Origin of the sequence: Ktedonobacter sp. SOSP1-85 (assembly GCF_016587415.1) — a bacterium.
GTDB lineage: Bacteria > Chloroflexota > Ktedonobacteria > Ktedonobacterales > Ktedonobacteraceae > Ktedonobacter.
In genome coordinates this window covers 3,908,689-3,934,006 of record NZ_BNJI01000001.1, presented here as the reverse complement: position 1 = coordinate 3,934,006, position 25,318 = coordinate 3,908,689, and the positions used below count along the sequence as shown (strand labels likewise).

At 54.5% G+C, this 25,318-nt stretch carries 23 protein-coding genes; 13 read left to right on the top strand and 10 right to left on the bottom strand.

Annotated features, from left to right (window positions below; genetic code table 11):
* Positions 1-107 precede the first annotated feature (107 nt).
* From KTE_RS16555 to KTE_RS16535, 5 genes are all read left to right on the top strand, one after another.
* Positions 108-1,772, top strand: a complete 1,665-nt coding sequence (locus KTE_RS16555) for a CTP synthase (protein WP_201382692.1) — start codon at positions 108-110, stop codon at positions 1,770-1,772.
* 66 nt (positions 1,773-1,838) lie between these two features.
* Positions 1,839-3,149, top strand: a complete 1,311-nt coding sequence (locus KTE_RS16550; protein WP_201382690.1) for a magnesium transporter MgtE N-terminal domain-containing protein — start codon at positions 1,839-1,841, stop codon at positions 3,147-3,149.
* 157 nt (positions 3,150-3,306) lie between these two features.
* Positions 3,307-4,137, top strand: coding sequence for a helix-turn-helix domain-containing protein (locus KTE_RS16545; protein ID WP_201382688.1), 831 nt, complete (start codon positions 3,307-3,309; stop codon positions 4,135-4,137).
* A 156-nt stretch (positions 4,138-4,293) separates the two neighbouring features.
* Positions 4,294-5,640 carry an MFS transporter gene (locus KTE_RS16540; protein ID WP_201382686.1) on the top strand — a complete coding sequence of 449 codons (1,347 nt, stop codon included), beginning with the start codon at positions 4,294-4,296 and terminating at the stop codon, positions 5,638-5,640.
* 48 nt (positions 5,641-5,688) lie between these two features.
* Positions 5,689-6,792, top strand: coding sequence for an aminopeptidase (locus tag KTE_RS16535; protein ID WP_201382684.1), 1,104 nt, complete (start codon positions 5,689-5,691; stop codon positions 6,790-6,792).
* An 81-nt stretch (positions 6,793-6,873) separates the two neighbouring features.
* Here KTE_RS16535 and greA read toward each other — a convergent pair whose 3' ends face one another.
* Positions 6,874-7,392, bottom strand: a complete 519-nt coding sequence (gene greA / locus KTE_RS16530; RefSeq protein WP_201369659.1) for a transcription elongation factor GreA — start codon at positions 7,390-7,392, stop codon at positions 6,874-6,876.
* 572 nt (positions 7,393-7,964) lie between these two features.
* On the bottom strand, positions 7,965-8,738 hold the full coding sequence (locus KTE_RS16525) for a DUF5679 domain-containing protein (protein WP_201387291.1): 774 nt from the start codon (positions 8,736-8,738) through the stop codon (positions 7,965-7,967).
* 288 nt (positions 8,739-9,026) lie between these two features.
* Between KTE_RS16525 and KTE_RS16520 the strand changes: the two genes are divergently transcribed.
* Positions 9,027-9,899, top strand: coding sequence for a pantoate--beta-alanine ligase (locus KTE_RS16520; RefSeq protein ID WP_201382682.1), 873 nt, complete (start codon positions 9,027-9,029; stop codon positions 9,897-9,899).
* 149 nt (positions 9,900-10,048) lie between these two features.
* On the top strand, positions 10,049-10,726 hold the full coding sequence (gene plsY, locus KTE_RS16515) for a glycerol-3-phosphate 1-O-acyltransferase PlsY (protein WP_201382680.1): 678 nt from the start codon (positions 10,049-10,051) through the stop codon (positions 10,724-10,726).
* 148 nt (positions 10,727-10,874) lie between these two features.
* Here the strand turns inward: plsY and pgsA are convergent, their stop codons facing one another.
* Entirely contained in the window at positions 10,875-11,507 is a 633-nt protein-coding gene (gene pgsA / locus KTE_RS16510) for a CDP-diacylglycerol--glycerol-3-phosphate 3-phosphatidyltransferase (RefSeq protein ID WP_201382678.1), read from the bottom strand.
* Positions 11,508-11,739: 232 nt separating this feature from the next.
* On the opposite strand from pgsA, the gene KTE_RS16505 reads away from it, so the two are divergent.
* Positions 11,740-11,910, top strand: a complete 171-nt coding sequence (locus KTE_RS16505) for a hypothetical protein (protein ID WP_201382676.1) — start codon at positions 11,740-11,742, stop codon at positions 11,908-11,910.
* Here the strand turns inward: KTE_RS16505 and KTE_RS16500 are convergent.
* A complete protein-coding gene (locus tag KTE_RS16500; RefSeq protein ID WP_201382674.1) occupies positions 11,907-12,899 on the bottom strand; it encodes a hypothetical protein in 993 nt (330 codons plus the stop codon). The genes KTE_RS16505 and KTE_RS16500 overlap by 4 nt on opposite strands.
* Before the next feature lie 327 nt (positions 12,900-13,226).
* Positions 13,227-13,835 (bottom strand): hypothetical protein, encoded by a 609-nt coding sequence (locus KTE_RS16495; RefSeq protein WP_201382672.1) that lies wholly within the window; start codon positions 13,833-13,835, stop codon positions 13,227-13,229.
* Positions 13,836-14,483: 648 nt separating this feature from the next.
* Here KTE_RS16495 and KTE_RS16490 point away from each other — a divergent pair.
* Positions 14,484-16,091: an NAD(P)H-hydrate dehydratase gene (locus KTE_RS16490; protein WP_201382670.1), complete on the top strand. Its 1,608-nt coding sequence runs from the start codon at positions 14,484-14,486 to the stop codon at positions 16,089-16,091.
* Between the two features lie 92 nt (positions 16,092-16,183).
* Here the strand turns inward: KTE_RS16490 and rplI are convergent, their stop codons facing one another.
* Positions 16,184-16,639: a 50S ribosomal protein L9 gene (rplI, locus tag KTE_RS16485; RefSeq protein ID WP_201369666.1), complete on the bottom strand. Its 456-nt coding sequence runs from the start codon at positions 16,637-16,639 to the stop codon at positions 16,184-16,186.
* Positions 16,640-17,102: 463 nt separating this feature from the next.
* Between rplI and KTE_RS16480 the strand changes: the two genes are divergently transcribed.
* Entirely contained in the window at positions 17,103-17,828 is a 726-nt protein-coding gene (locus KTE_RS16480; RefSeq protein ID WP_201382667.1) for a CoxG family protein, read from the top strand.
* A gap of 75 nt (positions 17,829-17,903) precedes the next feature.
* Here KTE_RS16480 and KTE_RS16475 read toward each other — a convergent pair whose 3' ends face one another.
* Entirely contained in the window at positions 17,904-19,094 is a 1,191-nt protein-coding gene (locus KTE_RS16475) for a HEAT repeat domain-containing protein (protein WP_201382665.1), read from the bottom strand.
* Between the two features lie 142 nt (positions 19,095-19,236).
* Positions 19,237-19,674: a response regulator gene (locus KTE_RS16470; RefSeq protein WP_201382663.1), complete on the bottom strand. Its 438-nt coding sequence runs from the start codon at positions 19,672-19,674 to the stop codon at positions 19,237-19,239.
* 375 nt (positions 19,675-20,049) lie between these two features.
* On the opposite strand from KTE_RS16470, the gene KTE_RS16465 reads away from it, so the two are divergent.
* Both KTE_RS16465 and KTE_RS16460 read left to right on the top strand, forming a co-directional pair.
* Positions 20,050-20,619, top strand: a complete 570-nt coding sequence (locus KTE_RS16465) for a carbonic anhydrase (RefSeq protein ID WP_201382661.1) — start codon at positions 20,050-20,052, stop codon at positions 20,617-20,619.
* Between the two features lie 171 nt (positions 20,620-20,790).
* A complete protein-coding gene (locus tag KTE_RS16460; protein ID WP_201382659.1) occupies positions 20,791-21,528 on the top strand; it encodes a GDSL-type esterase/lipase family protein in 738 nt (245 codons plus the stop codon).
* A 78-nt stretch (positions 21,529-21,606) separates the two neighbouring features.
* On the opposite strand, the gene KTE_RS16455 is transcribed toward KTE_RS16460, so the two are convergent.
* The gene (locus KTE_RS16455) at positions 21,607-22,398 is read right to left on the bottom strand and encodes a PhoU domain-containing protein (protein WP_201369672.1); all 792 of its coding nucleotides are present in this window, start codon (positions 22,396-22,398) and stop codon (positions 21,607-21,609) included.
* Between the two features lie 365 nt (positions 22,399-22,763).
* Here KTE_RS16455 and KTE_RS16450 point away from each other — a divergent pair, with 365 nt between their 5' ends.
* Complete coding sequence (locus KTE_RS16450) at positions 22,764-23,606, top strand: PIG-L family deacetylase (RefSeq protein WP_201382657.1); 843 nt, start codon at positions 22,764-22,766, stop codon at positions 23,604-23,606.
* Positions 23,607-23,883: 277 nt separating this feature from the next.
* Here the strand turns inward: KTE_RS16450 and KTE_RS16445 are convergent, their stop codons facing one another.
* Positions 23,884-25,299 (bottom strand): hypothetical protein, encoded by a 1,416-nt coding sequence (locus tag KTE_RS16445; protein WP_201379395.1) that lies wholly within the window; start codon positions 25,297-25,299, stop codon positions 23,884-23,886.
* Positions 25,300-25,318 lie beyond the last annotated feature (19 nt).

Genomic DNA, 25,318 nt, shown 5'->3' with positions numbered 1-25,318 from the left:
CTCACAATCTTAGTTTGTCTATTATCTTGCGTCAGCAAGTTGCAGGCTGCAACGTAATCGTTTCATTTGCATAAACGGAAAGGCTCCGGCTTGAGGAGGTTTTTTGCATGTCAAAATTTATCTTTGTTACAGGTGGGGTGGCTTCATCGGTAGGTAAGGGCATCAGCGTTGCCTCTCTGGGCCGTCTTCTTAAGAATCGCGGAGTCTCTGTCTCGCTCATGAAGCTGGACCCCTATATCAACGTTGATCCTGGTACGATGTCACCATATCAACATGGCGAGGTCTTCGTCACCGATGATGGTGCCGAGACAGACCTGGACCTGGGACACTACGAGCGCTTTACCGACGAGCCCGTATACCAGGCCAATAACATCACGACCGGGCAGGTCTATGCCTCTGTTATCGCCAAAGAGCGACGCGGAGAATATCTCGGCGGCACGATTCAGGTTATCCCCCATATCACAAATGAGATCAAAGCCAGGATGCACGCGGTTGCGCGCCATTCTGATGCTGATGTTGTCATTGTTGAGGTCGGCGGTACAGTCGGCGATATCGAGGGCGAGCCCTTCCTGGAGGCCATTCGCCAGATGCGTAAGGATGTCGGTCGTCGCGATGTGCTCTATCTGCACGTGACGCTGCTCCCTTACCTGGGTGCCTCGAAAGAGCTGAAAACCAAGCCCACACAGCATAGCGTCAAAGAGCTGCTGCGCGTCGGCATTCAGCCCGATGTCATCCTCTGCCGCTCCGACCACGAGGTCAGCGACGAGCTACGCGAGAAGATCGCGCTCTTCTGTAACATTGAGGCGCGCGCGGTCATTCCTCTGCTTACCGCGGATACCATCTATGAAGTTCCCCTGGTCCTCGAAGAGGCTGGTCTGGGTGAGTACCTGGTGCAGGAACTGGGTCTGCCCCAACAAGCCCAAGCTCCCAAATGGGACGAGTGGAAGCAGCTCGTGGCAAAGATCAAGAGTCCACGCCCAGAGGTCACCATCGGCCTCGTCGGCAAATATGTCGAGCTGCATGACGCCTATATGTCGGTAGCGGAATCGCTGCACCATGCTGGCTGGTTCCATGATGTCGACGTGCGCATCAAGTGGATTAACTCCGAAGCGCTTGAGAAGATGAATGAGGCCGAGGTCCTGGAGGGACTCTCTGGTATCGTCGTTCCTGGTGGCTTCGGCCATCGCGGCATCGAAGGCAAGATCAAGGCCGCCAGCTTCGCGCGACGCAACAATATCCCCTACCTGGGTCTATGCCTGGGTATGCAGGTCGCAGTCGTCGAGTTCGCACGCAATGTGCTTGGACTTAAAGAGGCTAATAGCTCCGAGTTCGATCCCCAGACGCCCAACCCTGTCATCGACCTGATGCTTACCCAGCGCCAGGTGGCGGATAAGGGTGGTACGATGCGCCTGGGCAACTGGGTCTGCTGTCTCACCAGGGATACGAAGGCCTACGCCGCCTATAATGAACCTATCGTCTTCGAGCGCCATCGCCATCGCTATGAGTTCAATAGCGAGTATCGCAAACGCATGGAGGCACACGGACTCGTCGTCAGTGGTCGCTCAGCCGATAATAGCCTGGTTGAAATTATTGAGGTTAAGGATCATCCCTGGTTTGTCGCCTCCCAATTCCATCCAGAGTTTAAGAGCCGACCCACACGGCCACATCCTCTCTTCCGCGATTTCGTAGGCGCCAGTGTTACAATAGCGCAGCAACAACAATCGCAAGAGGGCACACAGGAAGAAAAAGATACGCTGGCAACCAACCGCTAACGGTTGGGCTTGCCCGGCGTGCCAGATGCCCCCCTTGCACCAAAAGGGAGACAAAATACACAGACTATGTTGTACTTAAGCCAGTTACTTGGCACACCGGTCGAGAACGCGCAAGATACGCGGATAGGCCGTATTGTTGATGTGTTACTGCCAGCAAAGCTGGTGGGCAGCGACGAGCTTGCCTATCCTAGCACACTGCTTATCGATAGCGAAGAGGAACAGCGCTGGCGCGTTCCTCTTCGTGACGTTAGCTGGTTCGAGGGGGCACTGCGCCTGAACACTCCTCTCCAACAGTTAACGCGTGCTTCGCGTGAGCTCGTTGAAGAGCCAGATGAGATATCTCTTGCCCAGGAAGTGCTCGATAAGCAGGTTATCGACATTAAACGCAAGAAGGCAGTTCGTGTCAATGACGTCTGCTTAGATAATAGCTGGCGCATCCTCGGAATCGACAATAGCGCCTTCGGGCTTGTTCGCCGCTTAGCCCCTTCCTGGCTCCTTGGCTCGAAAGGCCGTGACTACCCCTCCGTTCCCCTTCCCTGGCAACAGATCGAGCTCATCAGACAACCACGTCCAGGCGCCCAGGACGAGAAGGAAGGCCTGGAAGAAGAAGAGGCGCCGCACGTTCAGCGCATCCTCTCAGGTCACCTGGCCGAAATGCACCCGGCGGATATCGCCGAAATAGTCCACCAGCTTACACCCGGCCAGGGAGCACGCATCATCGAGGGACTCGACGATGAAACGGCTGCGGCCACCATGGAGGAGATAGATACCGAACGGCAAAGCCATATCCTGGAAAATATTGAGCCAGAGCGAGCCGCCGATATCCTGCAAACCATGGGACCAGACGAGGCCGCTGACCTCATCGCACGTCTGCCCGAGGAGCAGGCGCAGGAACTCCTCCACCGTATGACACCCGAAGAATCAGAAGAGGTACAGGAACTGCTTGAGTATGCCGATGATAGCGCAGGCGGCCTGATGACCACTGATTTTCTCGCGCTCACCCAGACACGTACGGTACAAGAGGCCCTGGAGGCGGTGCGTACCAATGCACGCGAGCATGACTTACGCACGGCCTACGTCTACTGCGTCGAGAACGAAGAAGACGAGGAGAGTCCCCTGGTAGGTGTTGTTTCGCTCTGGGAGCTACTCATTGCCGGACCAACCCAGCAGTTACACCAGCTCATGGAGGTCGACCTGATCTCCGTCGTCCCGGAGACCAGCGCACACGAGGTAGCCGAGAAGATCGCCAAGTATAACCTGCTTGCCGTCCCGGTTGTCAATGCCCAACGCGCCTTACAAGGCATCGTTACCGTCGATGACGCCCTGGATGTCCTGCTCCCACCCGAGCGCAGGCGCAAGCCCAAACGCATGTATTAGATTGTATCACCGAAAAAGGGACCGCAGCGAAACGTTGCGGTCCCTTTTTCGGCGATGCACCCCTGCTTCATGGGCTTGACAAAGTCCGAGCATATAGTTTATTATCCTTACACGATCAAATTTTTTTGATCGATAAAAAGAAGTGGCATGATAAAAAATGCTTGATATTTATGAGATCACAAGCCTGGAACAGTTGCGTGCCATCAGCGACCTGCTACGCGTGCGCATTCTGGACAATTTAAAAGAGAAGCCTCTGACCGTCACGCAACTGGCTGAGTTGCTGGGCATGGCCCCAGCCAAGGTTCATTACCATGTGCGAGAGTTGGAGAAGGTGCAGTTGCTCAAACTGGTTGAGACCCGCGAAAAAGGCGGCATCCTGGAAAAGTACTACCAGGCCGTCGCACGCAATATCAGTGTCCCCAAGGGGCTTTTCTCTTCTGTGCAACAGGATGAGGCGGTCGAGGGTCTCGGTCAGCTCTTGAATCAGGCTCGTGATGGCTACCTTGCTGCCTTTCAGCACTCCATGCAAAGCGCACAAGAGCCAGGGGCAGAGCTAGCCTTTGTCCTGGCTCATCTCTATATGACGACCGATGAGATGCGCCAGCTTTTGAAGCGTATCGACGAGCTCTATGAAACATACGAAAAACCGCGTGGGATTGAAGGCGAGCAGGAATTCATGCATGTGCTCTTTGGCTATCCTGAACACCAGAAGGAACTAGCAATGCCAGCAGCACGCATAGCCGATGTACAACCACAGCAACCTGAACAGGAGGTCTCGGTTGGGGTTCGCCACATTAGCAAACGTGAGCTAGAGCAGGCGCTGCAACAGAATAAACACCTGCATCTAAGTATCGTAGGGCTTTGTGTCATCGCCAGCGATGTCCCGCTTGAACTCGTTCAGGCAACCATCGAAAAATTCAGTCTCGTTGGACGCCTACAGGCCGCGCCAGACGTGCATACATACCTGATGAATATTCGCGAGTCATAAGGCTTTGTAGGGTCCATGCTGGCATGGACTCTTCTCGCTGGAGTTCATTGCCGACTAGTGAGCGTGTGAGTCCAAGCAAGCTTGGACCCTACAGCATGCCGGATGCAACCATAAATGGCTTCTTCCCCTAGCAGGGAATGCGCAGGAGAAATTCATATGCAAATCGAGAGTTCAGGCCCGGTTGCAACGGGCACACTGGCTGAAAGCGCCAGGACTGGTGCGCCAATTCCCAGGCGAGGGCTTGTCCACAATCGCAATTTTGTCTTACTGGCATGTGCTCAGGGCATCTCTAATGTTGGAGACTTCTTTTTTACGACAACCCTCCTGGTCTGGATCTACGAGCTCACCCACCAGGCAGGTGCTGTAGGTAGCATCTGGGTAGCGGAATATGCTCCCATCTTTCTCCTGGGGCCATTTGCAGGCGTCTTTGTAGATCGCTGGAACCGGCGCACGACAATGCTTACAGCAGATATCGCACGCGCCGCGCTGACCCTGATTCCGCTCCTGGTTGCGGGCGCCCTGCGGCTCCCTACCATCTATGTGAGCGTCTTTGTACTGGGAGCCTTCTCACGCTTCTTTATGCCCGCCAAGGCAGCCCTACTCCAGGCCATTGTACCAGAAGAGCAACGGGGGCAGGCCGCCTCCGTAAGCCAGACCTTGATGGCGATCTCTTTCATTCTGGGGCCAGCCATCGCCACCCCGCTCTATTCCCTATTCGGTCCAACAATAGCTCTAACAATCAACGCCCTTTCCTTTGGTGTCTCAGCCCTCTGTGTCAGCTTGATGCGTGTACCACGCGAACAGCTCCACCCCTACGCTTATCAGGCCCAGGAGGCCAATTCGCAGCAGGGGTTACAACTGGTCTTACGCGAATTTCAGGAGGGTCTCACCTTCGTGCGTAAGACCCGCACATTGCTCATCCTGATCCTTGTATCACTGCTGGCAATGCTCGGGGCGGGCGCACTCAACTCGTTGGATATCGTCTTTGTCGCGCAACGTCTACATTCACCAACCTCGCTCTACGGCACCTTAATGGCCGCTGGCGGTGTGGGCGTCCTGGTGGGAGCCGTCGTTTGCGGTCTCTTAGGTAAGAGGATTACGCCGAAGGCGATGGTATCCTGGGGCGTTATGCTCCTTGGTATTGGGCTGATTGTCTATTCGTTCCAGACCATTTTTCTGGTCGCTGTGATCTTGAATTTCCTGATCTGTATCCCCCAGGCTGGACTCAACATTGGCTTTGGGCCTTTGATTATGGGCGTCACACCAGGAAAAATGATGGGCCGTGTTCAGTCAGTTCTTGATACTTCCATGTTTGGCTTTAGCCTGCTCTCTGCGACCCTGGCAAGCTTTCTGGGGCAATTAGTACGCGTCGACATACTCTTCGGCCTGTGCGGTGGCCTGATCGTCCTGGCAGGCATACTGAGCCTCTTTCTGCTACCTGCTCATGAAGGCCAGCCAGCGACGGCTATGGTCGCCGAAAACGCAGGTGACTTACATCCATAAATTGGCATATACTAACCATACAAAGGATTTTTTAAAAGGAGAAAACTTATGAGTGATATCCGTTTACAGCGCATGGCAAAGGTGCTCGTCCACCATTCGACAACCATCAAAGAGGGAGATCGCCTGGCGATCCAATCTTCGCCGCTCGCAGCCCCCCTGGTACGCGAGATTGCGCGAGAGGCTGTTCGCGCCGGCGCCTTCGTTGAGACTTTTGTCAGCCTGCCAGGCATCAGAGAAATTCTACTAAAAGAGGGTTCTGACAAACAGCTCGACTATATCGCGCCCAGTATGCGCCATATCATCGAAGAATACGAGACCTGGATCAATATCCTGAGTGATGAGAATACCAGGGGCATGAGCGGAGTTGATCCGGCACGCCTGGCCTACGCCCAGAAGGCCAGCCGTGAGCTGCTTGGGACCTATGCGCGGCGCTCAGCCGAAGGCTTACTGCGCTGGAACATCTGCATGTTCCCGACCAGCGCCTATGCCCAGGATGCCGATATGTCGCTGAGCGACTTTGAAGAGTTTGTCTACAAGGCCTGCAAGCTCAACGATGAAGATCCAGTCGCAAGCTGGCAAGAGCTCTCGCGCCAGCAGGAGCGCTACGTCGAGTGGCTCAAAGGCAAGCGCACCATTCATATCCAGGGGCAGGATACCGACCTCACGCTCTCCATCGAGGGTCGCAGCTTCATCAACGACGATGGCAAGAAGAACTTCCCCGGTGGCGAGTTCTTCACCAGCCCGGTCGAAACCTCGGCCAATGGCTATATCCGCTATAGCTTCCCGGCGGCGTTCAATGGTCGCTCGGTCGAGGATGTCCGCCTGCGCTTCGAGAACGGCGTCGTAGTTGAGGCTACTGCCGCTCAGGGGCAGGATTACCTGGACCAGATGCTCGGCCTGGACGAGGGGGCGCGCCGCCTGGGCGAGTTCGCCTTCGGCAACAACCGCGACGTGGATCGCTGCATCAAGAATATCCTCTTCGACGAGAAGATGGGTGGTACCGTTCACCTGGCGCTGGGCAACGGCTTCCCCGAAGCCGGAGGCCATAACACCTCAGCCCTGCACTGGGATATGGTCTGTGACCTGCGCAGTGGCAGCGAGATTCGTGTTGACGGCGAACTCTTCTCCAAAGACGGCCAGTTCGTCTTCTAAAAATAGAGCAGGGGTGTGTTGTGCCGGGCTGGCTTCGCCAGCCCGGCACAACACACCCCTGCTCAGTAAGCGCCGCAGGCGCTATTCGTACATCGTGGTAATCGAGAGGATTGTGTAGGCGGTAACACCTCCAGGGGTCGTCACAGTGACCTCGTCACCCTCTTTATGTCCCATCAAGGCCTTGCCAACAGGAGATTGATCTGAGATAAGGCCAGACTTTGGATCCGCTTCGTAGGTCTCTACGATCTTGAACACACGCTTGGCGCCGCTCTCACTCTCAAGCTCAACCTTCATGCCGATGCGTACCGTTCCATCGTGTCGGTCAAGTGACTCAGGCGTAATCACCTCGGCGACTGCAAGCAGGTGCTCAAGCTCGATGATCTCGCCCTCAACCTTGGCTTGCTCATTCTTGGCATCTTCATACGCGCTGCTCTCACTAATATCACCGGCCTCTTTAGCCTCATGAACGTAGTCGGCAGCCTCCCTGCGTTTTACGTTGCGCAAGTAGTCCAGACGTTCTTTATTCTTGGCATAGCCCTGCGGGGTCAGACGAACTACCTTACGCTCTGAATTCGTTTCACTCTGTCCACCAATACTCATTGTAAAATTCCTCCTGGTATCGCGAATTCAACCAACTAGCCGGTTTATTCCAGATACCCGCCTCAAAGATCTGCTGTGAAAAATGTTATTCATATCTCTTTTGCATCATGACCCTCGCACAACCATCACGCGCCATCCATGACCTCTCTACATTATTATCGAGAGGTGGTACCCTTTTCTCCACCCCCGGCTACCATTTTGTCTTCGCTGGTAAAAGAGGATGAACGTGGAGACAGCCAGGCAGCGTTGCGCTTTTTAGCATTGCAATGTCCTGTTGCCACTGCCATTTTTCCTTTATTTTTTCGAGGCGATGCTTCACTGTGTTTCATAATCGGCAGAAACACAGGTGTCCAAACACATGAGGGAGATTATACGTTGTCATTTTCACTACGTCAAGTAATTTCTGGACAAATTTTCACTATTCTGGCGCGATCTTGTATATTTCATCTTGTGTATACATAGGCCATGTCTAAACGCTTGTACTCATTCCTCATCTAGAGCGTCATGCCTCCCTTATTCTCCGCCTGCTGGGAGCAGCAGGCCCCACGTTTGTAAAACATACAAGGCCAAATTTAGCCCGTAATAAAACGGAATAATTTAGTACCACAGACAGGGCAATGTCCCACCAGGGCGCTCCGCCCATTTTTCGTGACTGAACGCTCGGGCGCCTGCATCTCACGCCTGGTCCGACACTTCACACAGTAAGCCACAGCCGTCTCAGCGCTTGCCTGTGGCTCTGATGGCGATGCAGGCTCAGAGGAGACCCCAACCTCTTCTTTGCTCCCGGTAACCGCTGCTAGTGGCTCTTGCTCACTTTCTGTCACACGCTCTGGCTCCTGTAGGCCTGATATCCCCTCATCCTGGCGCTCAGGCGCGGACACAGGCTGAACGCTCTCCTCCGAAGTCGTTTGAGCAATTATATCAGAGGTGTCAGCAGGCAGTGAATCATTCGGAGTTGAGGCCGCAATGGTCTCGGTTTGCCCGGAGACTGCCGGGTCGAGCGTGGCGAGTTCTACATCTTCATCCGTTACCACCTCTGGCGTCTGGATGGAACGCGCCAGCGGCGGGACAGGCTCCTCGCTTAAAGTCAGGGGAGAGTCAACAGCAGGATTAGATTGCACAGCGACCTTCTCCAAAGCTGCTTCGCTGCTTGCGGCAGGCACAAACGCGGACGGCGTGGCGAGTGAGATGGGAGGCAGGGTAATCGTTTCATTCTCTTCGCTCGCTGGCGCTGACTTGAACACATTCTTTCGCAAAATATAGACCAGAATAAAAGCAGCACTACTTGCGAGCACCAGGAGCAGCAGGCGCATACTTCTGCGTAACACAACACCTATCTGACTCATAGCAAAACCTCCTTAGGACAACGCGGTACATTGTAGTGGCAACGTTACCTGCCACCCCACGATACGTTTAGCACACTACGGAATATACTTTGATCTTATTCCGAAACCCAACGCCACTGGCGTGTCTAGCGCTTCGCGCTCAGGGTTTTCGGAGAAGTAGTTTATGTTCGTTCTTATGCGGAAACCAACGTCACTCTCGTGACTAGCGCTTCCCCCATTCGGGGGGCACAGCGGCCGTGCGCTCAGGTTTCCTAATAGGCAGTATCTACTCTTTCGCAGGAAACGGTTATGCGTATTATAGAAGAAATCGACGAGATGATCGAAACCGCTCGCGGCTGGCTCACACGAGGAAGTGTTGGCTTCATCCCCATCACAAATGAACTGAGCATGCACGCCGGGCATCAAGCGCTCCTGGTGACCGCGCGTGAGCACTGCGAAATCACTGTCGTGTGTCTTTTACGAACTCCACTCTCCTTTGATGCCAGCAGTGACACGACCATGAGCATCCACAGTCTGGAAGAGAGCCTGCGCTTGCTCACAGCAAGTGATGTCGACGTGGTGTTCACGCCCCGCTGGGAAGATCTCTTTCCAGCAGCATATGCGACCTATATTCGCCTTGGTGGCTCTATCCAGGAGGCACTTGTGCCAGCGCATTGTACAGACAATGCCCTCAATGAGTTCGCCACGGCCCTGGGTCAACTCCTGCTTATTGTACGTCCCGATATTGCCTTTCTAGGACAAAAAGATGCCATCCAGGCCGCGATTATACATAAAATTATACATGATCTGCACATTGATGTAAGTTTACGTCTCACTCCAACGGTACGTGAACAAAATGGGCTAGCCATGAGCAGTCACATGCTCCTCCTCAATCCCCAGGAGCGTGAGGCAGCTACGCTGCTCCACAACTGCCTCCTCCTCTGTAAAAACAGCATTGAGCGGGGAGTGGACGATGCCCCTACCCTCACACAGCTCGTGCACACATACATTGCTGGTAATGAGCATATCACGCTCCTCCACCTGCTTATAGGTGATCCAGAGACCTTACAGGCACGCGACAAAGTTATTCCTGGTACACTCCTGGCGCTCAAGGCACGTGTCGGAAAAAATCTTGTAAACGACAATATTCAGTGGATGCTCGATGGGAGCTGGCGTCTGTAGTCGCTCTTCATGGGTGATCTGGTAATTTCGGCGCATTCCAACTATAATGAGTCGGGGGTTCGGGCGGAGGAGGTAATCCACCAGACAACACTGCGAAAGCACGCGTATTACATATCATAATACCTGCTATCTATTTTGAGGAGGCTCTCATGCCTGGTATTATTATTTCAGTGATCCTGAGCGCACTTATTGCCTACTTATGGGGTTCAATTCCTACCGGTTACTGGATGGGAAAAATCTTACGTGGGAAAGATTTTGACATTCGCGATCATGGCAGCAAGAAAATCGGCGCAACCAACGTTCAACGCACGCTTGGCAACGGGCCAGCGGCCATCGTTTTCCTGATAGACCTGTCTAAAGGAGTTGGCCCCACCCTGCTCGCTCTCCTGGTCCCAGCCCTCAACGCTGGTGGCTGGGGACCAGCTATCGCGGGCATCCTGGCCCTGCTCGGCCATTGTTATCCCGTATTCATTGGTTTTAAGGGGGGTCGCGGTGTGCTGACCGGTGGCGGCGCGCTTCTGGTCATCTCTCCCACCATCTTTCTCATATGCTTGATTGTCACAGTGGGGACGATCATTCTCTCACGCTATGTCTCACTTGGTTCAGTTCTAGGTTCAGCCTGCACCATTATTTGTGGCATCATCTTTTTCCTGATCAGTCAGGGCAACCCTCACATCTTCGCTCACGTGACGATCCAGCAATTGCTCTTCCTGATTATTTCCCCCGCCCTGGTCCTCATCTTCCATGCCGACAATATCAAACGCCTGCTCTCTGGCACTGAGCGCAAGCTGGGCCAGAAAGTCGATACGACGCCAAACACAAACTAGGGGACTGCGCTGCTAAAGCACGCGTCTACATATCATAGTGGTTAAGAAGTGGTGGCGTGGTGCGCGGGCAAATGCCCGCGCACCACGCCACCACTTCTTAACCTAAAGGTGAGCTTGCGAACTGAGAAGAACTGCCAGGGGAATAAGGCTAGATGGTGCTGTTCTGCTTCTCTTCTTTAATCTCCTCGCGGAAGATGGGTATCGCGCCAACAGTATATTCAATCCCAGAGAAGATGGTCCAGATGGTGGCAACAATCAGGAAGATATCTCCAATAAAGAGCAGGAGTTCATTGAAGACCAGGGTCTGACTGTTGAAGGCCACCTGCCAGGGAAAGAGCGACAACAGATGTGCCCCCAGTCCCTTCGCGAGCAGGACGACTCCGATAGCGATCAGGGTAATAAAGGTCTTTTGCTTGCCCCATTTGCCCGCGGGAATCACCTTGCCCCGCGCGGCCGCAACCGAACGTAAACCAGATACCATAAACTCGCGCGTCACGATGATAAATACGATCCAGGAAGAGACCAGGTGCACCTCTATCATCGCAATAAGAATGGACACGACAAAGACTTTATCGGCAGTCAAATCCAGAAAGACGCCCAGCGGCGAGACCAGATTATAGCGCCGGGCCAGGTAACCATCCAAATAATCAGTCACCGCCGAAAGCGCAAACAGCACGGTCGCGACCAGGTACGCCCACGGTTGATTGACCAGAACCAATATAAACACAATAACCGTTGAGATCAGGCGACTGATACTCAGGATATTCGGGACATTACGCATTAAGCACCTCAATAACTAGCTTCTTCAATTTATGCTCGTTTCCCTGGAACCGCTCTGCTATAGGAAACATTAAGCTTCGAAACATTAAGCTTTTATAATGGGAAGATTAAAAAATGTGAGATTCTCCCCTCATTATAAGCTACTTTGTCCATGCTGCGCATCTTTGCCAGAGTTTCTGGCCGGATTTTCCAGTTCTTACCTCGGCTCGCTACGCGAGCCGAGGAGTAAGGGGATGTGGGTGAAAAACGGCTTTGCCGTTTTTCACCCACATCCCCTTACCCGTGAGCGCCGCAGGCGTGAAGGCCCTTCCCAGCCAGCCACTACATACCTTATCCGTGAGCGCCGCAGGCGTGAAGGCCCTTCCCAGATAGGATGTGGTGGACGTCCTGAAAACGTTGGTTAGTCTGCGATGGCAACCAGGATATCGCGTCGCTTAATCACACGATCGACGGCATGCACCAGTTGCGTATAGGGCGGTTCGTCCAGGACATGCAGGTCCGTCGCACGGCTTATAAGCTCAACCATTTCAGTGCGTTCAATACGCGTTGCGTTCCAGGCCAGGGCAAGTGTTCCACCCGGAAGCAGCATCTGCTCCCAGGTGGGGAGCGCCCTCTGCAAGAGATCGGAGAGTTCACCAAAGTGCTGGATGCCATATGGCAGATCGCCTACAATGGCATGCATACGGGGTCCGCCTGGAATCTCACGCATGTGCGCGAGTGCGTCTCCCGCGTCCCCATGCGCGAGCACAAATGCCCGCGTACTATCTGCATTGGCTCTGGTAACCTTCTGCCCCTTGCGACCAATCTCGAACTGGTAGCGCCGTCCCGCCTTACGCCCCCGCTCATCCGTCTCCTTAAAGGGAATCCCCTCACCGGTCAGGTACTGGCGTACATAGCCCGCAGTGGTCTCGACATCCTGCCGCTGTAGCTCGATGCCAAAGGCGTCATAGCCCGCGGCCAGGGCGAGAAAGAGGGTGGTGGCACCACCCGCCAGGGGATCAAGTATGCGCAGACGCTCAGTGCTCTGCATCGCATACGCGCCAGAGAAGACGGCTACATTGAGCAAAACCTGGGTAAAGAGTTCGTTAGTTTTGCCTCTGTAACGCCGCGCCTCCGCGATTTCGTGAGGAACAAAAGGCGTGTAGGGTGAGGCAAGTGGGCGCAGCAATGGCCCCTCCACATCCCCAATACGCTCAAAATATTCATAGATCTCGCTTGTAGCCCCCAGGCGCCCTAGTATATCCAGGTGCCAGGGTGTCAGCGTCGTCCCGGCGTTCAGCTCGACCAGAACATACCCCTGTCCGGCCAGCTCTATGCGCTGCGCCGCGACCATCTCAGTCCGTAGGGGGCTGACCAGCAATTCTGGCAGGGCCAGGGTGTCCGCCAGGTGCATGTATTGTGTGCTCCGTTGTGGAGTAATCTTTAAAGCAAGTTTCATATGCGCCAGTATAGCAGCTATCAAATAGGTAATCCAACATACTCTACCCAACAGGCCCCACAAGCCTATCTCCTTTGTCACACCAAGCCAATTCTATCCATATATATCCAGCTAAAACCAGAATAATATATCCAGCAAGGTGTCAAATTTATCCCGATATAGAAAACCTATCAACCCTCCTGGCAGGCTATTCCAAGAGTCTTTACCACCCCATAAAAAGGTACAAAAATAACCGACATCGGGCATTGCCAGATATCGGTTATGGAAAGCATTTTATCCTGGTTAGCTGGCGGTCACGCTAAATGGGCGCGCCCACGCGAGTCCGCCATGCGTGCAGCCAGCATCCTGGCACCAAAAAACTTCTACAGTTCCTTGAAAAGTGATGTCATAGGTAGAAAAACTATCCGAGAAATATCCATAACCATCAGCATATTGATTAATATACTTGGACATGGCTTTATCTTTCATTTCGCCATTGACATACCAGCGGGTTTGGACATAGCCAGTGCTTCCTTGTGCCCATTTGTAGGACAGATAGATCGTCTGGCTGCTCTGGAACTTCGATTGCAGCGTGACTGGTCGGTACTGACTATCAACTTCATTTGCCAGTTGCGCGGTAGGAATCACTTGCTGCGCAGCCTCGGAGAAGGTAGCCCTCGAAGGTGATTCGCTTTCGGTATAGGGTGGATATGGCGTAGGTGTGAGTTGCACCGCGTATGCTGTTGCTGTGGCATCGTCTGCTGTCGCCGTGGCGTCCTGATTCATAGTTGCAGTTTTGTTATTCTGGACAGCAATATAGATTCCACTAATGCCACATGTGAGAACGAGCAGCACGACGAGTACGATAATTGCCGCGATGGCGCATCCTGATTGTTTCCGCGGCTGCGCCATGATTGGCTGTCCGTATGGAACCTGCGGAGGCGGAGCGTACGGCGGCTGTCCGTATGGAACCTGCGGAGGCGGAGCGTACGGCGGCTGTCCATATGAGTTTGACGGTGATGGTGATGTGTAGGCGTTCTGAGGAGAAGAGCCCGCGTTATAAGGTGTTGGATTGGCACAATAAGGACAGGTTGGCACGCCTGGGGACAATGTAGCCCCACAACGATTACATTGCACTACAAGGAACCTCCCAAAGCAATTAATACTTTCCCTGGTCCTTCAGGCCAGGAGCCAAATTTGTGTAACACCTATTATATCAACATTTGTCGCTGAAGGAAACGAGTAAAAGTGCCAGACCCAGGGCTTGTGAATGATATGTAAGGGGGTGTGGGCGGAACGGCAAAGCTGTTTTCCACCCACACCCCCTTACCCCTGAGCGCCGCAGGCGCGAGGCATCACGCAAAAACATGCACATTTAGCGTGCCAAATATGCTTAAATATACATAGGCGCCACTGCTTAGCGCCGGTGCGCGGCAAAGAAAGCGGGGGCAGCAAGGCAGGGATGCTCCAGGATTGAAGCAGACCCATTACAATAAATATTGTATATAGCGGACAGAGCAATCTACACATTCACACATTTCGAAGGCTTGGAGGGCCGTCATGCATATCGTTACCATCGAGGAGATGAGAGAACTGGAAGCTCAGGCAGAACGCCAGCACGGTCTGACATCCCCTATCCTTATGCAGCATGCAGGCAATAGCGCCGCAGACATCTTCATGGCGCAACTCCTTCCGCACCATTCAATCAACGACCTCGAAGTTCTCTTCCTGATCGGACCCGGCAATAATGGTGGTGATGGTATGGTCATGGCTGAACACCTGATCAAAGCAGGCGCGTTGGTCAGCCATTACGCCTGGAAGCAACACAAATTAACCGTGCGAGGGCAGGATATCGATGAACATCATACCAGCGAAGAGCTAGAATCTGTGCTCCAGAGCGCGGATTATGTGGTTGATGCGTTGCTGGGCACAGGTACCTCTCGTCCCTTGAGCGATGATATGCGCGCCTTGCTTGAGCGCGTAAAACGTGAAGGTGAGCAACGCCCAGAACTGCGAATTGTCGCCATCGACCTGCCCACTGGGGTCAATGCCGATACCGGCGAGGTCGATCCTGGAACGCTCAAGGCCGATATGACTATCACGCTCGCCTGTCCTAAACAGGGCTTCTTCTTCTTTCCGGCCCGCGAGTATATCGGTGAGCTGCATGTGGGCTCTATTGGGCTCCCTACTGACTTAGAGAGCCATCTCCAGACGGAGATGCTTAATCAGGGTTTCTGCCGCTCCTACCTTCCTCACAGGCCCCTTAATAGCAATAAGGGCACCTTTGGCAAGGTCATGCTCTTCTGTGGCTCGGCAGCCTATCCAGGCTCCGCCTACCTGGCTGGTAGTGCCTCCGGGCGTGTGGGCGCTGGTTTGATTACGCTGGCCGTGACTGAGAAAACCCTTCCCATCTATGCCAGTTCTCTCCATGAAGCCACCTTTGCCATCCTGCCCGAGGGTCCCACCAGCGAACTCAATCGCGGCAAGACGCACGAGCGCGCCCAGGCTCTAAGCGACCACCTGCCGGGTTATCGCGCCCTGCTTATGGGTCCAGGCCTGGGACAATCGCCTGAGACCCGCGAGACAATTCTGCAAGTCCTGGAATACTTGCGCTCAGAACCGACGGAGAAGCGTCCCCACCTCGTGATCGACGCTGATGGACTCAACAACCTTTCAGCCCTGGAGCACTGGTGGACCTTCCTCCCTGAGGGCACAATCATCACGCCCCATCCAGGTGAAATGAGCCGCCTCTGCAAAGGGCAAAAGGTCTCAGGTGGCTCGATTGATCGCCTGGCGCTGGCGAGGGAGAAGGCTCAGGAGTGGCAGGTAACGCTTGTGCTGAAAGGGGCCTGCACGATCATCGCCCATCCCGATGGCAGGGTACGCCTGAACTGGAAGGCGAACGCCGCCCTGGCGACTGCTGGCACCGGTGATGTCCTGGCGGGAATCGTCACAGGCTTCCTGGCCCAAGGGCTCGACCCCTTTGATGCTGCCAGCCTGGCGGTCTACATCCACAGCTGCGCGGGCGAGCGTGTCAGCGCGGAACTGGGTAATGCGGGTTTATTAGCCTCTGACCTGCTCCCCCATCTGCCCCGGGTCATGCGCGACATAAAGCATAACGCATATCGTCCAGGAAGTGATATCACAGAGCGCTACGAGGGGAAATAATCGCTCCACGAGTAAGGAGAGAGCCCTGCCAGCTGGTGGCTGGCAGGGCTCTCTCCTTACTCGTGGAGCATGGACTTTGCAGTTCCTGGTAGTTACTTGGCGGCCTCGTCCACGACACTCACCGTCAATTTAGGCTCCAGCTGAGGAGCAATTTTGACGGGGACCTGGAAAGTGCCCAGGGCACGAATAGGCTCGGCAAGCTCGATAGTGCGGCGATCTACGGTCAGCTTCTCAGCATCGCGCAACGCGGCGGCAATATCCTGGCTTGTAATCGAGCCATAGAGGCGACCCTGCGTACCAACTCGCGCCTTAAAGGTGAGCGAGACCTGGCCCAGGCGCTCGGCAAGCTGGCGATTCGTCTCTTCCAACTTTTCCTGCTTGCGCTTCTCAGCGGCGATACGCTGTGTACGGTTTGAGAGCAGGCTGGGAGTCGCCGCAGCCGCTACCTGCTGGGGCAAGAGATAGTTGCGAGCATATCCGTTCGCGACCTCTTTCAGGTCGCCGGCCTTTCCCAGACCCTGTACATCTTTTAAAAGAATTACTTTCATTGCTGTTCAAGCTCCTTACAGAGGTGGGGCAAAGACCCGACTACCTCCTCACGCATTTATACCGCAGTAGTATACACCCTGTGCTAGACGAACGCAAGCATTACGAGTAGAGCCTTCGCGCCTACGGCGCTCAGGGGAAGGGGTATGTGTGCGTAAAAACGGCAAAGCCGTTTTTACGCACACATACCCCTTATTCTACAAGCTCGCGCAGAGAACTAAGGCAAGCACCATAGGAGAGCGAGAAGCCCTGGTCTCTCTGGCTGTGCGGTTGCGACATCTTCGCATCTCCCCTATAATGTCATTATTAACTTTAGTAGTATCTACATGCTAGATAGCGCACTCATCAAGCGCGAAAAAAGGGCATTATCACACACTCACCCCTTGTAGGACAAGGCATCGGTCATTGCTACTGTTCCTCATTGAACAGAGTGATGGCTAGAACTACGAACAAGGAAAGGAGCGGGTGGCTCCTTCCGTCGCCAGCAGGCAGACGGATTTTTGCCACCCAGGGCTTATGAATATTGAGGGCACGTACACACTGCAAGCATCACCAGAAGAGGTGTGGCAGTGCTTAACAGACAAAGCCGTCCTGCGACACGCCCTTCCCGGATTGACTCAGATTGAGGAGCGAGGGAAGGAGACCTATGCTGTCTCGCTCAGCATTCAGCAGGCGCCACTCGCGGGAACGTATACAGGACAGCTCACGATTACCGACCGGCACGCTCCCTACTACTGTCACTTTACCCTGGAGGGGACCGAAACGACCAACGCCATCAGTGGTGAAGGGACGCTTCATCTGAATGAGCGCCATGGGAACACCGTTTTGGCCTACAAAGGCAATATTACCTTCGGGCAACTCGTTCCCCCGCTCGTCACACGTGGAGCGGCCAAGTTGCTTACACAACAGTTTTTTATCGCACTCGCCGAGCAACTTCGCCAGCACCAGGAGCAGCAGCCAGCCTCAACTCACCCACAGACGGACGATCTCATCATTCTTTCTTCTCATGCATCTTCTTCCAATGGAGAGGTTGCTTATCCCGTCTCGCTAAAAGTTGTGCGCCTGCTACGCCTGGGCGAGGGCGACCCGGAGCAAGAGGTGCTCTGGGCGACACGCCTTCGACAGGCCAGTATTCTCTCCGGGCTCCTATTTCTTGTCTGGCTTGGCACGCGTCTTCCACGCCGCGCCTAAGTAGGGTAATAGAAAAAGGGGTGTGGTGGTGGACTGGCTCGGCCAGTCCACCACCACACCCCTTTTTCATGTAAACTAGGCGTCCATCATGGAGCGCAGGCGCGACTTCCAGTCGTTCTCGTCGCCAGCATTCGCGCTCGCCTGCTCGCTTTCACTCGACTCAATAACCCAACTGCGCGCACCATCCGCTGTGCGCGTCGGCATGTTTCGCTGCTGATGCGGATCGCGCTCATCCAGATTGCGAATGGCGTTGGCTGCGGCTTTGCGTACGTCTTGCACTGGATCTTGCAGCAGAAGGCGTAGTGGCTCTAGCGCGCTCTTGATCCCCAGGCGTCCCAGTGTACGCGCGCTTCCAGCTCGCTCATCAGAGGTCGAGGCCTGCAACAGCGGCAGAATATCAGGCGCCATGCGTGTCAGCATGAGATCAGCGACCAGGCGCAACAGGCGGTTGCGCCGAATAGGGTGGGTCACATTTGCCAGGGCATAGCGACAATCGGCATAGATCTGAGCCTTGTTGCGAATGATTCCCTCGGCCCTGGCCTCCATTACCGCCATCTCGGGCGAGGTATGCGCGGTCCCACGCAGGAAAGGCTCGATCCAGGATGCCATCTGCTCCGTCTGGCCAGGATATTCATGCAACTGGAGAACGGTATGAAAGTGCTGGTCCAGCCAGGAATACAGGGCCAATGTCACCTCGGCATCACGCGCCGCGTAGGCCACCATAGCTGGTGGCAAGGGACGCCGCGTCCAATCTGTTCGCTGCAAGCTCTTATCCAGCCGCATATGAAAGGCCCGCCAGAGCATCGCTGCCAGCGAAGACTCATGCTGCCCAAAGACCGAGCGACTGGTTGCTTCCAGGTCATAGTAGTGCGCCACGAACACGCCTCGCTCGGCCATGACCCGCAGATCAGCCCCCGCTCCATGCAGCAAAACTATGACATTAGGATCGCTCACCACTGTATTCAACAGTGAGAGATCTTTCAGGCGGAGAGTATCTACGACAAAGCATTGCTTCTCAATAGCCAGTTGCAATAGCGCCAGGCGCGGAACAGTACTGCTATTACTCTCCGCAGAGAGAGAGCGTACCTGTGTAAACTCCGCGTCTATCGCCACTACAGGTGATTGCTTAAGTAGTTCTACCGCGTGCAAAAGCTGTTCAGAATTTTCAATCCAGAGCCGTTCTCCCTTGGGAGGCAACTGTCCCACTGGGGGTGTAGGACCAAGATAGCCAGGCTTGTCATGCTCCAGTTTGTCTGATTCTACCAATGGTACGTTATCTTTCAATGACGTAATATTCCACCTTCTATGTCAGCGTATAAGTGGCATATATTTGACACTATAGCATACCTGGAGGGTTTCGTACAGATAGACACGCACGTTCGCGCACAGCCTGGAGTCCACAGGGCTATCAGGCCCGCTTCTGTTGTTCTCCCTCCCATTGTCCTGTAAGCTCAAGGAACCTTTCGACCGAAACTAACAGGTCCTTCGAGTCCAGGGGCGTATACAGGGGTGTATAGATATTCAATGAGTCTTGTGGATCTTGAGAATCTTGTAATTGGTGATCGACAAAACTCGGCTCCTCTTGAGAGGGCGTACCCACCACAAAGAGCAAGGGGATATTTGACGTCGCCCGGTGGGTAGCCAGCGCCCGTGTGAGCAGGATGCCGTTGGTCCGCCGCAAGGTCCCACTGGTAATGACGAGTTCAGGCCGCTCATAGAGGCTAAGCCAGAAGGCGTCTTCACCCGTCCGCGCCTCCAGGACGTTATATCCATTTCCGCGCAAAATATGCTTACACACTACACGCAATGAACGAATATCTTCCGCAATCAATACTTTTTTCTTCACCCAACGTTTCCCTTCCAAAATAAACGAAAAATATTTGTATATGAGCATAAGTATACAACAAAAACATGCAAACATTTATTACTTTATCTAATTCTATACAAATATGAAATAGCTGTAATTGCTTTCTGTAAGAGTTAACGTTCTTATTCCAGAGCCTGATCAACGTCTCTCTTCTTGAAGCCTTGCTTTATGTGCTTTTTTCGCATCACCTCTCGCGCCTGCGGTGCTCGCCAAGGTTAGGGTGTGGTTGGTGCGTAGTGGCAGCCGCAGGCCGCCACTACGCACCAACCACACCCTAATCCAGAAATAAGTGTGGTCTGTTCACCATACAAACTAATAAGTTGTGCATGAGAAATTATGAAAGGATTGCCATTTATGTTAGAGGAAATTCTGGCTAATAACGAGCGCTTTCTACAGGCCCAGCGGCCTGCGTTGATTGGGCATACACCGCGTAAGCGCACAGCCGTCGTCACCTGCATGGATTGTCGCCTGGTGACAATGTTTGAGCAGGCCCTTGGGCTTCAGCGGGGAGATGTCCTGGAGCTACGTACGGCGGGAGCCACTATCTCACAGCCAGAGCGGACCGGAGGTGCTAATGATCTTATTCGCTCCCTCGCGGGCGGTGTCTATCTCCTTGGGGTACGCGAAGTGCTCGTCGTCGGCCATACGGAATGCGGCCTCGCGCACGTGAATCCCGCCGCGCTCACTGCCTCTATGCAAGCCCTGGGAGTCGACCCGCAACAGTTGATCCAGCGCGAAAATTTGGGCGATCTTAATGGGCTTCTACGCTGGCTTGGTGCCTTTCATGATGTTCATATGAATGTCCACGAGGTCGTTGAGGTCATTCGTCAGAGTCCCTACCTGCCCCGCATCCCGATCCATGGCCTGGTCATCGACATCCAGAGCGGCCAGCTCGCTGTAGTAGACCGCGATACACGCGCATAATTGTAAGGAGGAGTGGGATGGATGTGCGAACGATTCGCCCGCACACCCATCCCACTCCTCCTTTTCTCTGTGGAGGGCATATCGCTGGTAGTTGGATGTCTAAATACGCTACAATATGGGAAGTGAGCTATTTAATACTTAAGAATACCTATTGCAATTGGCAAGGGACATATGAGACAACGTATTCGACCAGGCAGGGCGTTAGTGGGCGTCTGTCTGCTGGCTCTGCTCCTCTTCTGTAGCGCCTGTAATGGTGGCAGCAACCAAAGCGCGCAGCCAACCCCAACGCGGCCCGCGAATGGGAAACAGTTGCTAAACGGCAAGGCCCTCACCTATGTGGCCCTTGGGGCCTCGGATGCCGTAGGGGTCGGCAGCACTGAACCAGAGACGCAGGGATATGCGCCACGCATCGCACAGCACCTGCCACGTGGTTCGCATTTCATCAACCTTGGCGTCAGCGGCAGCACCCTGCATAAAGCGCTCGCGAACGAGCTGCCCCTGGCCCTCTCGACTTCGCCAGAGCTGATTACCATCTGGCTGGTCGCTAATGATTTTGTAGATGGTGTGACTTATGAGAGCTATATGAACGATCTACAAACGCTTTTGGATCAGCTCCAGACAGGTACGCATGCTCGCATCGTACTGGCCAATTTACCAGACCTGACGCTCCTCCCCAGCTTTGGAGGACGTACACCCGCGCAGAAGGCTAGCATCCTGCAGGAGATTAAGCGCTGGAACGCTGGCATCACGCATGAGGCGGCGCGCTACCATGATCCCGTCGTGGATCTCTTCGCCGAACAGAGCGAGCTAACGGCTCATCCTGAATTTGTGAGCGGCGATGGCTTTCATCCAAGCTCAGCAGGCTATGCTGTCCTGGCCAACAAGTTCTGGACCGCCATTCAAAAATAACCAAGCGGATGGTGTTAATGGAAGTGTGGCTGGGCAAAGCCCAGCCACACTTCCATTAACACCATCCGCTTGGAAGACCTACACCTGCGGCTTCGTCTCTTTCCCCTGCTGAGGTAGATTCTGTACATAAGAATCACCCTCAACAATAAAGAGCAAACGCTCACAAACGTTGGCGCAGTGATCGCCAACGCGCTCAAGTTTATGGGCCATCCAGAGGAGATACGTGGCGCGTTGGAGAATCAAGGAATCGTTGAGGAGGGCTGGGACTGCGTGCGCGCCTCCCATCATGGCCATCAAGTCATGACGGACCATGTGGTAACGCACATCTACGACATCATCTTCTTCCCAGATGTAGCGTGCGGCCTTCACATCGCGATCCTTGAAGGCTTTAATGGTGCCCTGTAAGACACGCCGCGCCTCTTTCCCCAGGTCGAGAATGCCTTTCATGATCGAGGCTTCCGTGATCGTATTTCCGCTGCCCGCATCCTTGATTCCAGTCGTCTCCATCTTGACATGGGGCATCGTATCCCCACGCAGAGGTGTCATACGCAGGATATTCTGCGCAATACCAGCCGCGCCATCACCAGTGCGCTCAAGATCGCCCGCAATCGAAAGCACCGAGGCCAGGTAGCGCAGGTCACGCCCACCCAGTGGCTGCTGTAGGGTCAACAGGCGAATGGCACGCTCCTCAACCGCGGCTCTCAGACTATCGATCAATGCATCATTTTCGATGACCATACCAGCTTTCGCCAGGTCACCAGCCGCTAAGGCCTCCAAAGCTCTCTCCAAGGCCTCATCCACCATCGTCCCCAGGCGGATAATTTGCGCATCCAGCTCTTGCAATTCTTTATCTAGAATCGAACGTGACATCTTTGCCGCTCACTCCTTAATCAAAGTTGTCTGGCTTCCGCCAAGAAGGGCTTACATAGCTTGCCATCTTAGCACGCTTGGCTTGTTCCTCAGGTGCCTTATTCGCCTCACCATATATAGTGTAGCATATTTAGCATAGGAAATATAGAGTATTACAGCGGTTATTCGCTCTAATCTAAAGGGATGAGTAGTAGAGTGCAGTAAAGGTTGGTTATGTTGCAGTGTGCGTCGCGGGTGAAGACCGTGACACACACTGCAACATAACCAACTCTTAAGCTGTTTCCTTGCTGTTGACAGGGCTTCCTAGAATACGATACAGTTAAAAGGAGTTTCATCCAGGCAGAAAAACGCAAAGGAAAGAAACCATGTCAACGAAACGACTGCTCGGCGTTTTTGCCCATCCCGACGACGAAGGATTCATTAGTGGTGCCCTGCTTCACTATCGCGCCTCTGGCATTGAGACCGGCCTGGTCTTTGCTACCCGTGGTGAGGTGGGCGAAATCTCTGACCCCCTGCTCAAAACACGAGACGATCTAGATGAGATTCGCGAAGAAGAGATGCGCATGGCCGCCAGCCTTCTTGGCGTGAATAACCTGTGGTTTTTGGGCTACCGCGACTCTGGAGTGCGAGGCGCACCAGATAATCAGCATGCACGCGCCTTTATCCATGCTCGCCCGGCAGAAGTGGTTGGCAAACTGGTACAAATTATCCGCCAATTTCGCCCCCAGGTCATTGTCACCTTCGACGAAACGGGAGCAGATGGGCACCCCGATCACCTGGCTATCTACCGCTACACTACCAGCGCGTTTCATGCCGCCGCTGATAGTGCTCTCTATCCAGACCTGGGACCCGCGCACTCAGCCGCCAAACTCTACTATACAGGTATGACGCGCCAGCAAATTCTCACAATGACAGAGTGGTTACAAGAGCAAGAACCAGGCGGTCCCTTTAAGAATGCTGATCCACAAACACTGGGGCTTACCGATGAACAAATCAATATCGTCCTGGATGTTGAGCGCTGGCAAGATGACAAAGTCCTGGCTGCCTCCCAGCATCGCACCCAGGTCAATCCCAGCAACCCCGTCGCGCAAATGCTTCCCGAGTTTCAGCGCAAACTGCGCGCCACGGAATATTATCAACTGGCCACATCACGCGTGGGTGATGACACCATGGGCGAGAACGACCTCTTCACGCATGTAGAGGGGTGATCATGTTAAAATAGCCAGTAACATAAGTCATCCCAAATTTTGAGGAAAAGGAAGAGATCCGGGGCCTTCTCCACGTGCGGAGAAGGCCCCGGATCTCTTCCTTTGTGCAGGAGACAGGTACCGGCCTGCCATTTCCCCCCGTGCCACGGCCAGGGGAGCACAGCTTGTGCACGCCTTGCCCCATGATCTCGTGTGGCGGCTTGTCCCTGTGTATACGAAGCCAACGCGTCCCCTGCTGCGTTTTCCCGCTTACGCTTGCACGCAGGTGCTTGTGGCTTTAGACGGATGCTTTTTCTTCCGTGACGATGACGCGCCCGGCCACAGGGGGCTCCCGAGGGAGCAACGCCTGGGGTGGATAGGCCTGCCAAAGCGCTCGTACGGCCTTTCGCAGCCGCACGAAGGGATGCTTCACCAGGCGCAAGTGCCGACCCGTGCGCGGACAAAAGGTCTCGATGCACCAGGTTCGCAGCGGCTCAAGCCAGGGATGCAACAACGAGAGCAGAAAGTCGTAGGCCAGCGTCGCGATCAGCAAGAGCTTTTCGCGCGTCTCCCATGCCTGCACGCGTGGACTCTCAAAGCCGAGCTCACTTTTTTGATCCTTGATTTCCTCCTCCACCTGCCAGCGACGGGCGTAGGCCCAGTAGGTGGGCCAAGCCTGCGTGGGAGTGCTGGCAAGTTCTGCCGTCAAGAGATACCAGGGCTCACGATCTTGGGAGCGACAGACCACCAACCAGAGGGGATGCTCAGGGTGGTCAGGATGGCGAACGGGAAAGGCCACAATCCCTCCTGGCACGAGGCACTGCTTGCGCGCATCCCAGATGGCCATCTTCTCCCAACTCGGTTTGCCGCGGGCGATCTCCCAGGTTTTGCGCAGACACCCCTGCTCATCAAGGAGCTTGTAACTGCTCTTCCAGCGCATGATGAAGCGCAGCTCCAAGCCCAGGAGCACCCCAAGCCAGAAGCTGCCTGCAAAGCCAGAGTCAAAGATATGAATCACGCGGCGACCAAAGCGCTCCTTGAGCTCAACGAGCAGCTTGCCTTGTTCATCGCGTTGGAAGGAGGCATGCACTCCCCGGCTCGTCCACCAGCGCATGGCGGCCACCTGGGGAGGATCCTGACGGGTGGAGAGACCCACCAGCAGGACGCCTTCCCAGTGAAGCCCGGGGACAAAAACGGGACCACTGGGAGGCGTGTAGAAGCCCTTCTTGATCCGCTTCAAGCGCGCTGCTTTCGTCGAGCGCACTGCGCAGTACTCCTCATTGTGGATGCTTTCGGCTTTTTCCTGCTGACTGCTATCCCAGACCAGGAGCGCGATGAGCTGCTGGGCTTCCCACTGCTCAAGGCGCTCGTGCGCTCGTTGCAAGAGATACTCACGGATGAGGGAGCTCGACCACTTGGGAGAACGCAGCAGATGGCTGATGCGCTTGACAGCAGCGGGTGTCTGCTGAGCTGAGCCCAGGTGTTCACCCAGTTCGGTCAAGAGCAAGGCATTGACCCGGTCACGAAAAGTGATGATGGTTTGCACCAACCGCGCAAAGGTGCGCACCAGGCGCTTGTCTAGCTGGGCATCCAGCTGCAGGAGCAGGGGCATGAGGTGCTTAGCTAACAGGCGTAAGAGCGCCTCTGACATCAGTTCGGGGTCAAAGGCCCACACTTGCGGACCCTCTTGCCATATGAGAGAATGCGTTGACATGTCGAGCCCTCCAGTTGAG

Excerpts from the sequence above, each read along its gene's own strand:
- KTE_RS16460 (WP_201382659.1), top strand. The coding sequence starts at position 20,791 with ATGAGACAACGTATTCGACCAGGCAGGGCGTTAGTGGGCGTCTGTCTG.
- KTE_RS16500 (WP_201382674.1), bottom strand. The coding sequence starts at position 12,899 with ATGCACCTGGCGGACACCCTGGCCCTGCCAGAATTGCTGGTCAGCCCC.
- KTE_RS16490 (WP_201382670.1), top strand. The coding sequence starts at position 14,484 with ATGCATATCGTTACCATCGAGGAGATGAGAGAACTGGAAGCTCAGGCA.
- KTE_RS16495 (WP_201382672.1), bottom strand. The coding sequence starts at position 13,835 with ATGGCGCAGCCGCGGAAACAATCAGGATGCGCCATCGCGGCAATTATC.
- KTE_RS16535 (WP_201382684.1), top strand. The coding sequence starts at position 5,689 with ATGAGTGATATCCGTTTACAGCGCATGGCAAAGGTGCTCGTCCACCAT.
- KTE_RS16540 (WP_201382686.1), top strand. The coding sequence starts at position 4,294 with ATGCAAATCGAGAGTTCAGGCCCGGTTGCAACGGGCACACTGGCTGAA.
- KTE_RS16455 (WP_201369672.1), bottom strand. The coding sequence starts at position 22,398 with ATGTCACGTTCGATTCTAGATAAAGAATTGCAAGAGCTGGATGCGCAA.
- KTE_RS16520 (WP_201382682.1), top strand. The coding sequence starts at position 9,027 with ATGCGTATTATAGAAGAAATCGACGAGATGATCGAAACCGCTCGCGGC.
- KTE_RS16445 (WP_201379395.1), bottom strand. The coding sequence starts at position 25,299 with ATGTCAACGCATTCTCTCATATGGCAAGAGGGTCCGCAAGTGTGGGCC.
- KTE_RS16505 (WP_201382676.1), top strand. The coding sequence starts at position 11,740 with ATGTGGGTGAAAAACGGCTTTGCCGTTTTTCACCCACATCCCCTTACC.
- rplI (WP_201369666.1), bottom strand. The coding sequence starts at position 16,639 with ATGAAAGTAATTCTTTTAAAAGATGTACAGGGTCTGGGAAAGGCCGGC.
- KTE_RS16545 (WP_201382688.1), top strand. The coding sequence starts at position 3,307 with ATGCTTGATATTTATGAGATCACAAGCCTGGAACAGTTGCGTGCCATC.
- KTE_RS16555 (WP_201382692.1), top strand. The coding sequence starts at position 108 with ATGTCAAAATTTATCTTTGTTACAGGTGGGGTGGCTTCATCGGTAGGT.
- KTE_RS16550 (WP_201382690.1), top strand. The coding sequence starts at position 1,839 with ATGTTGTACTTAAGCCAGTTACTTGGCACACCGGTCGAGAACGCGCAA.
- KTE_RS16450 (WP_201382657.1), top strand. The coding sequence starts at position 22,764 with ATGTCAACGAAACGACTGCTCGGCGTTTTTGCCCATCCCGACGACGAA.
- greA (WP_201369659.1), bottom strand. The coding sequence starts at position 7,392 with ATGAGTATTGGTGGACAGAGTGAAACGAATTCAGAGCGTAAGGTAGTT.
- KTE_RS16525 (WP_201387291.1), bottom strand. The coding sequence starts at position 8,738 with ATGAGTCAGATAGGTGTTGTGTTACGCAGAAGTATGCGCCTGCTGCTC.
- pgsA (WP_201382678.1), bottom strand. The coding sequence starts at position 11,507 with ATGCGTAATGTCCCGAATATCCTGAGTATCAGTCGCCTGATCTCAACG.
- KTE_RS16465 (WP_201382661.1), top strand. The coding sequence starts at position 20,050 with ATGTTAGAGGAAATTCTGGCTAATAACGAGCGCTTTCTACAGGCCCAG.
- plsY (WP_201382680.1), top strand. The coding sequence starts at position 10,049 with ATGCCTGGTATTATTATTTCAGTGATCCTGAGCGCACTTATTGCCTAC.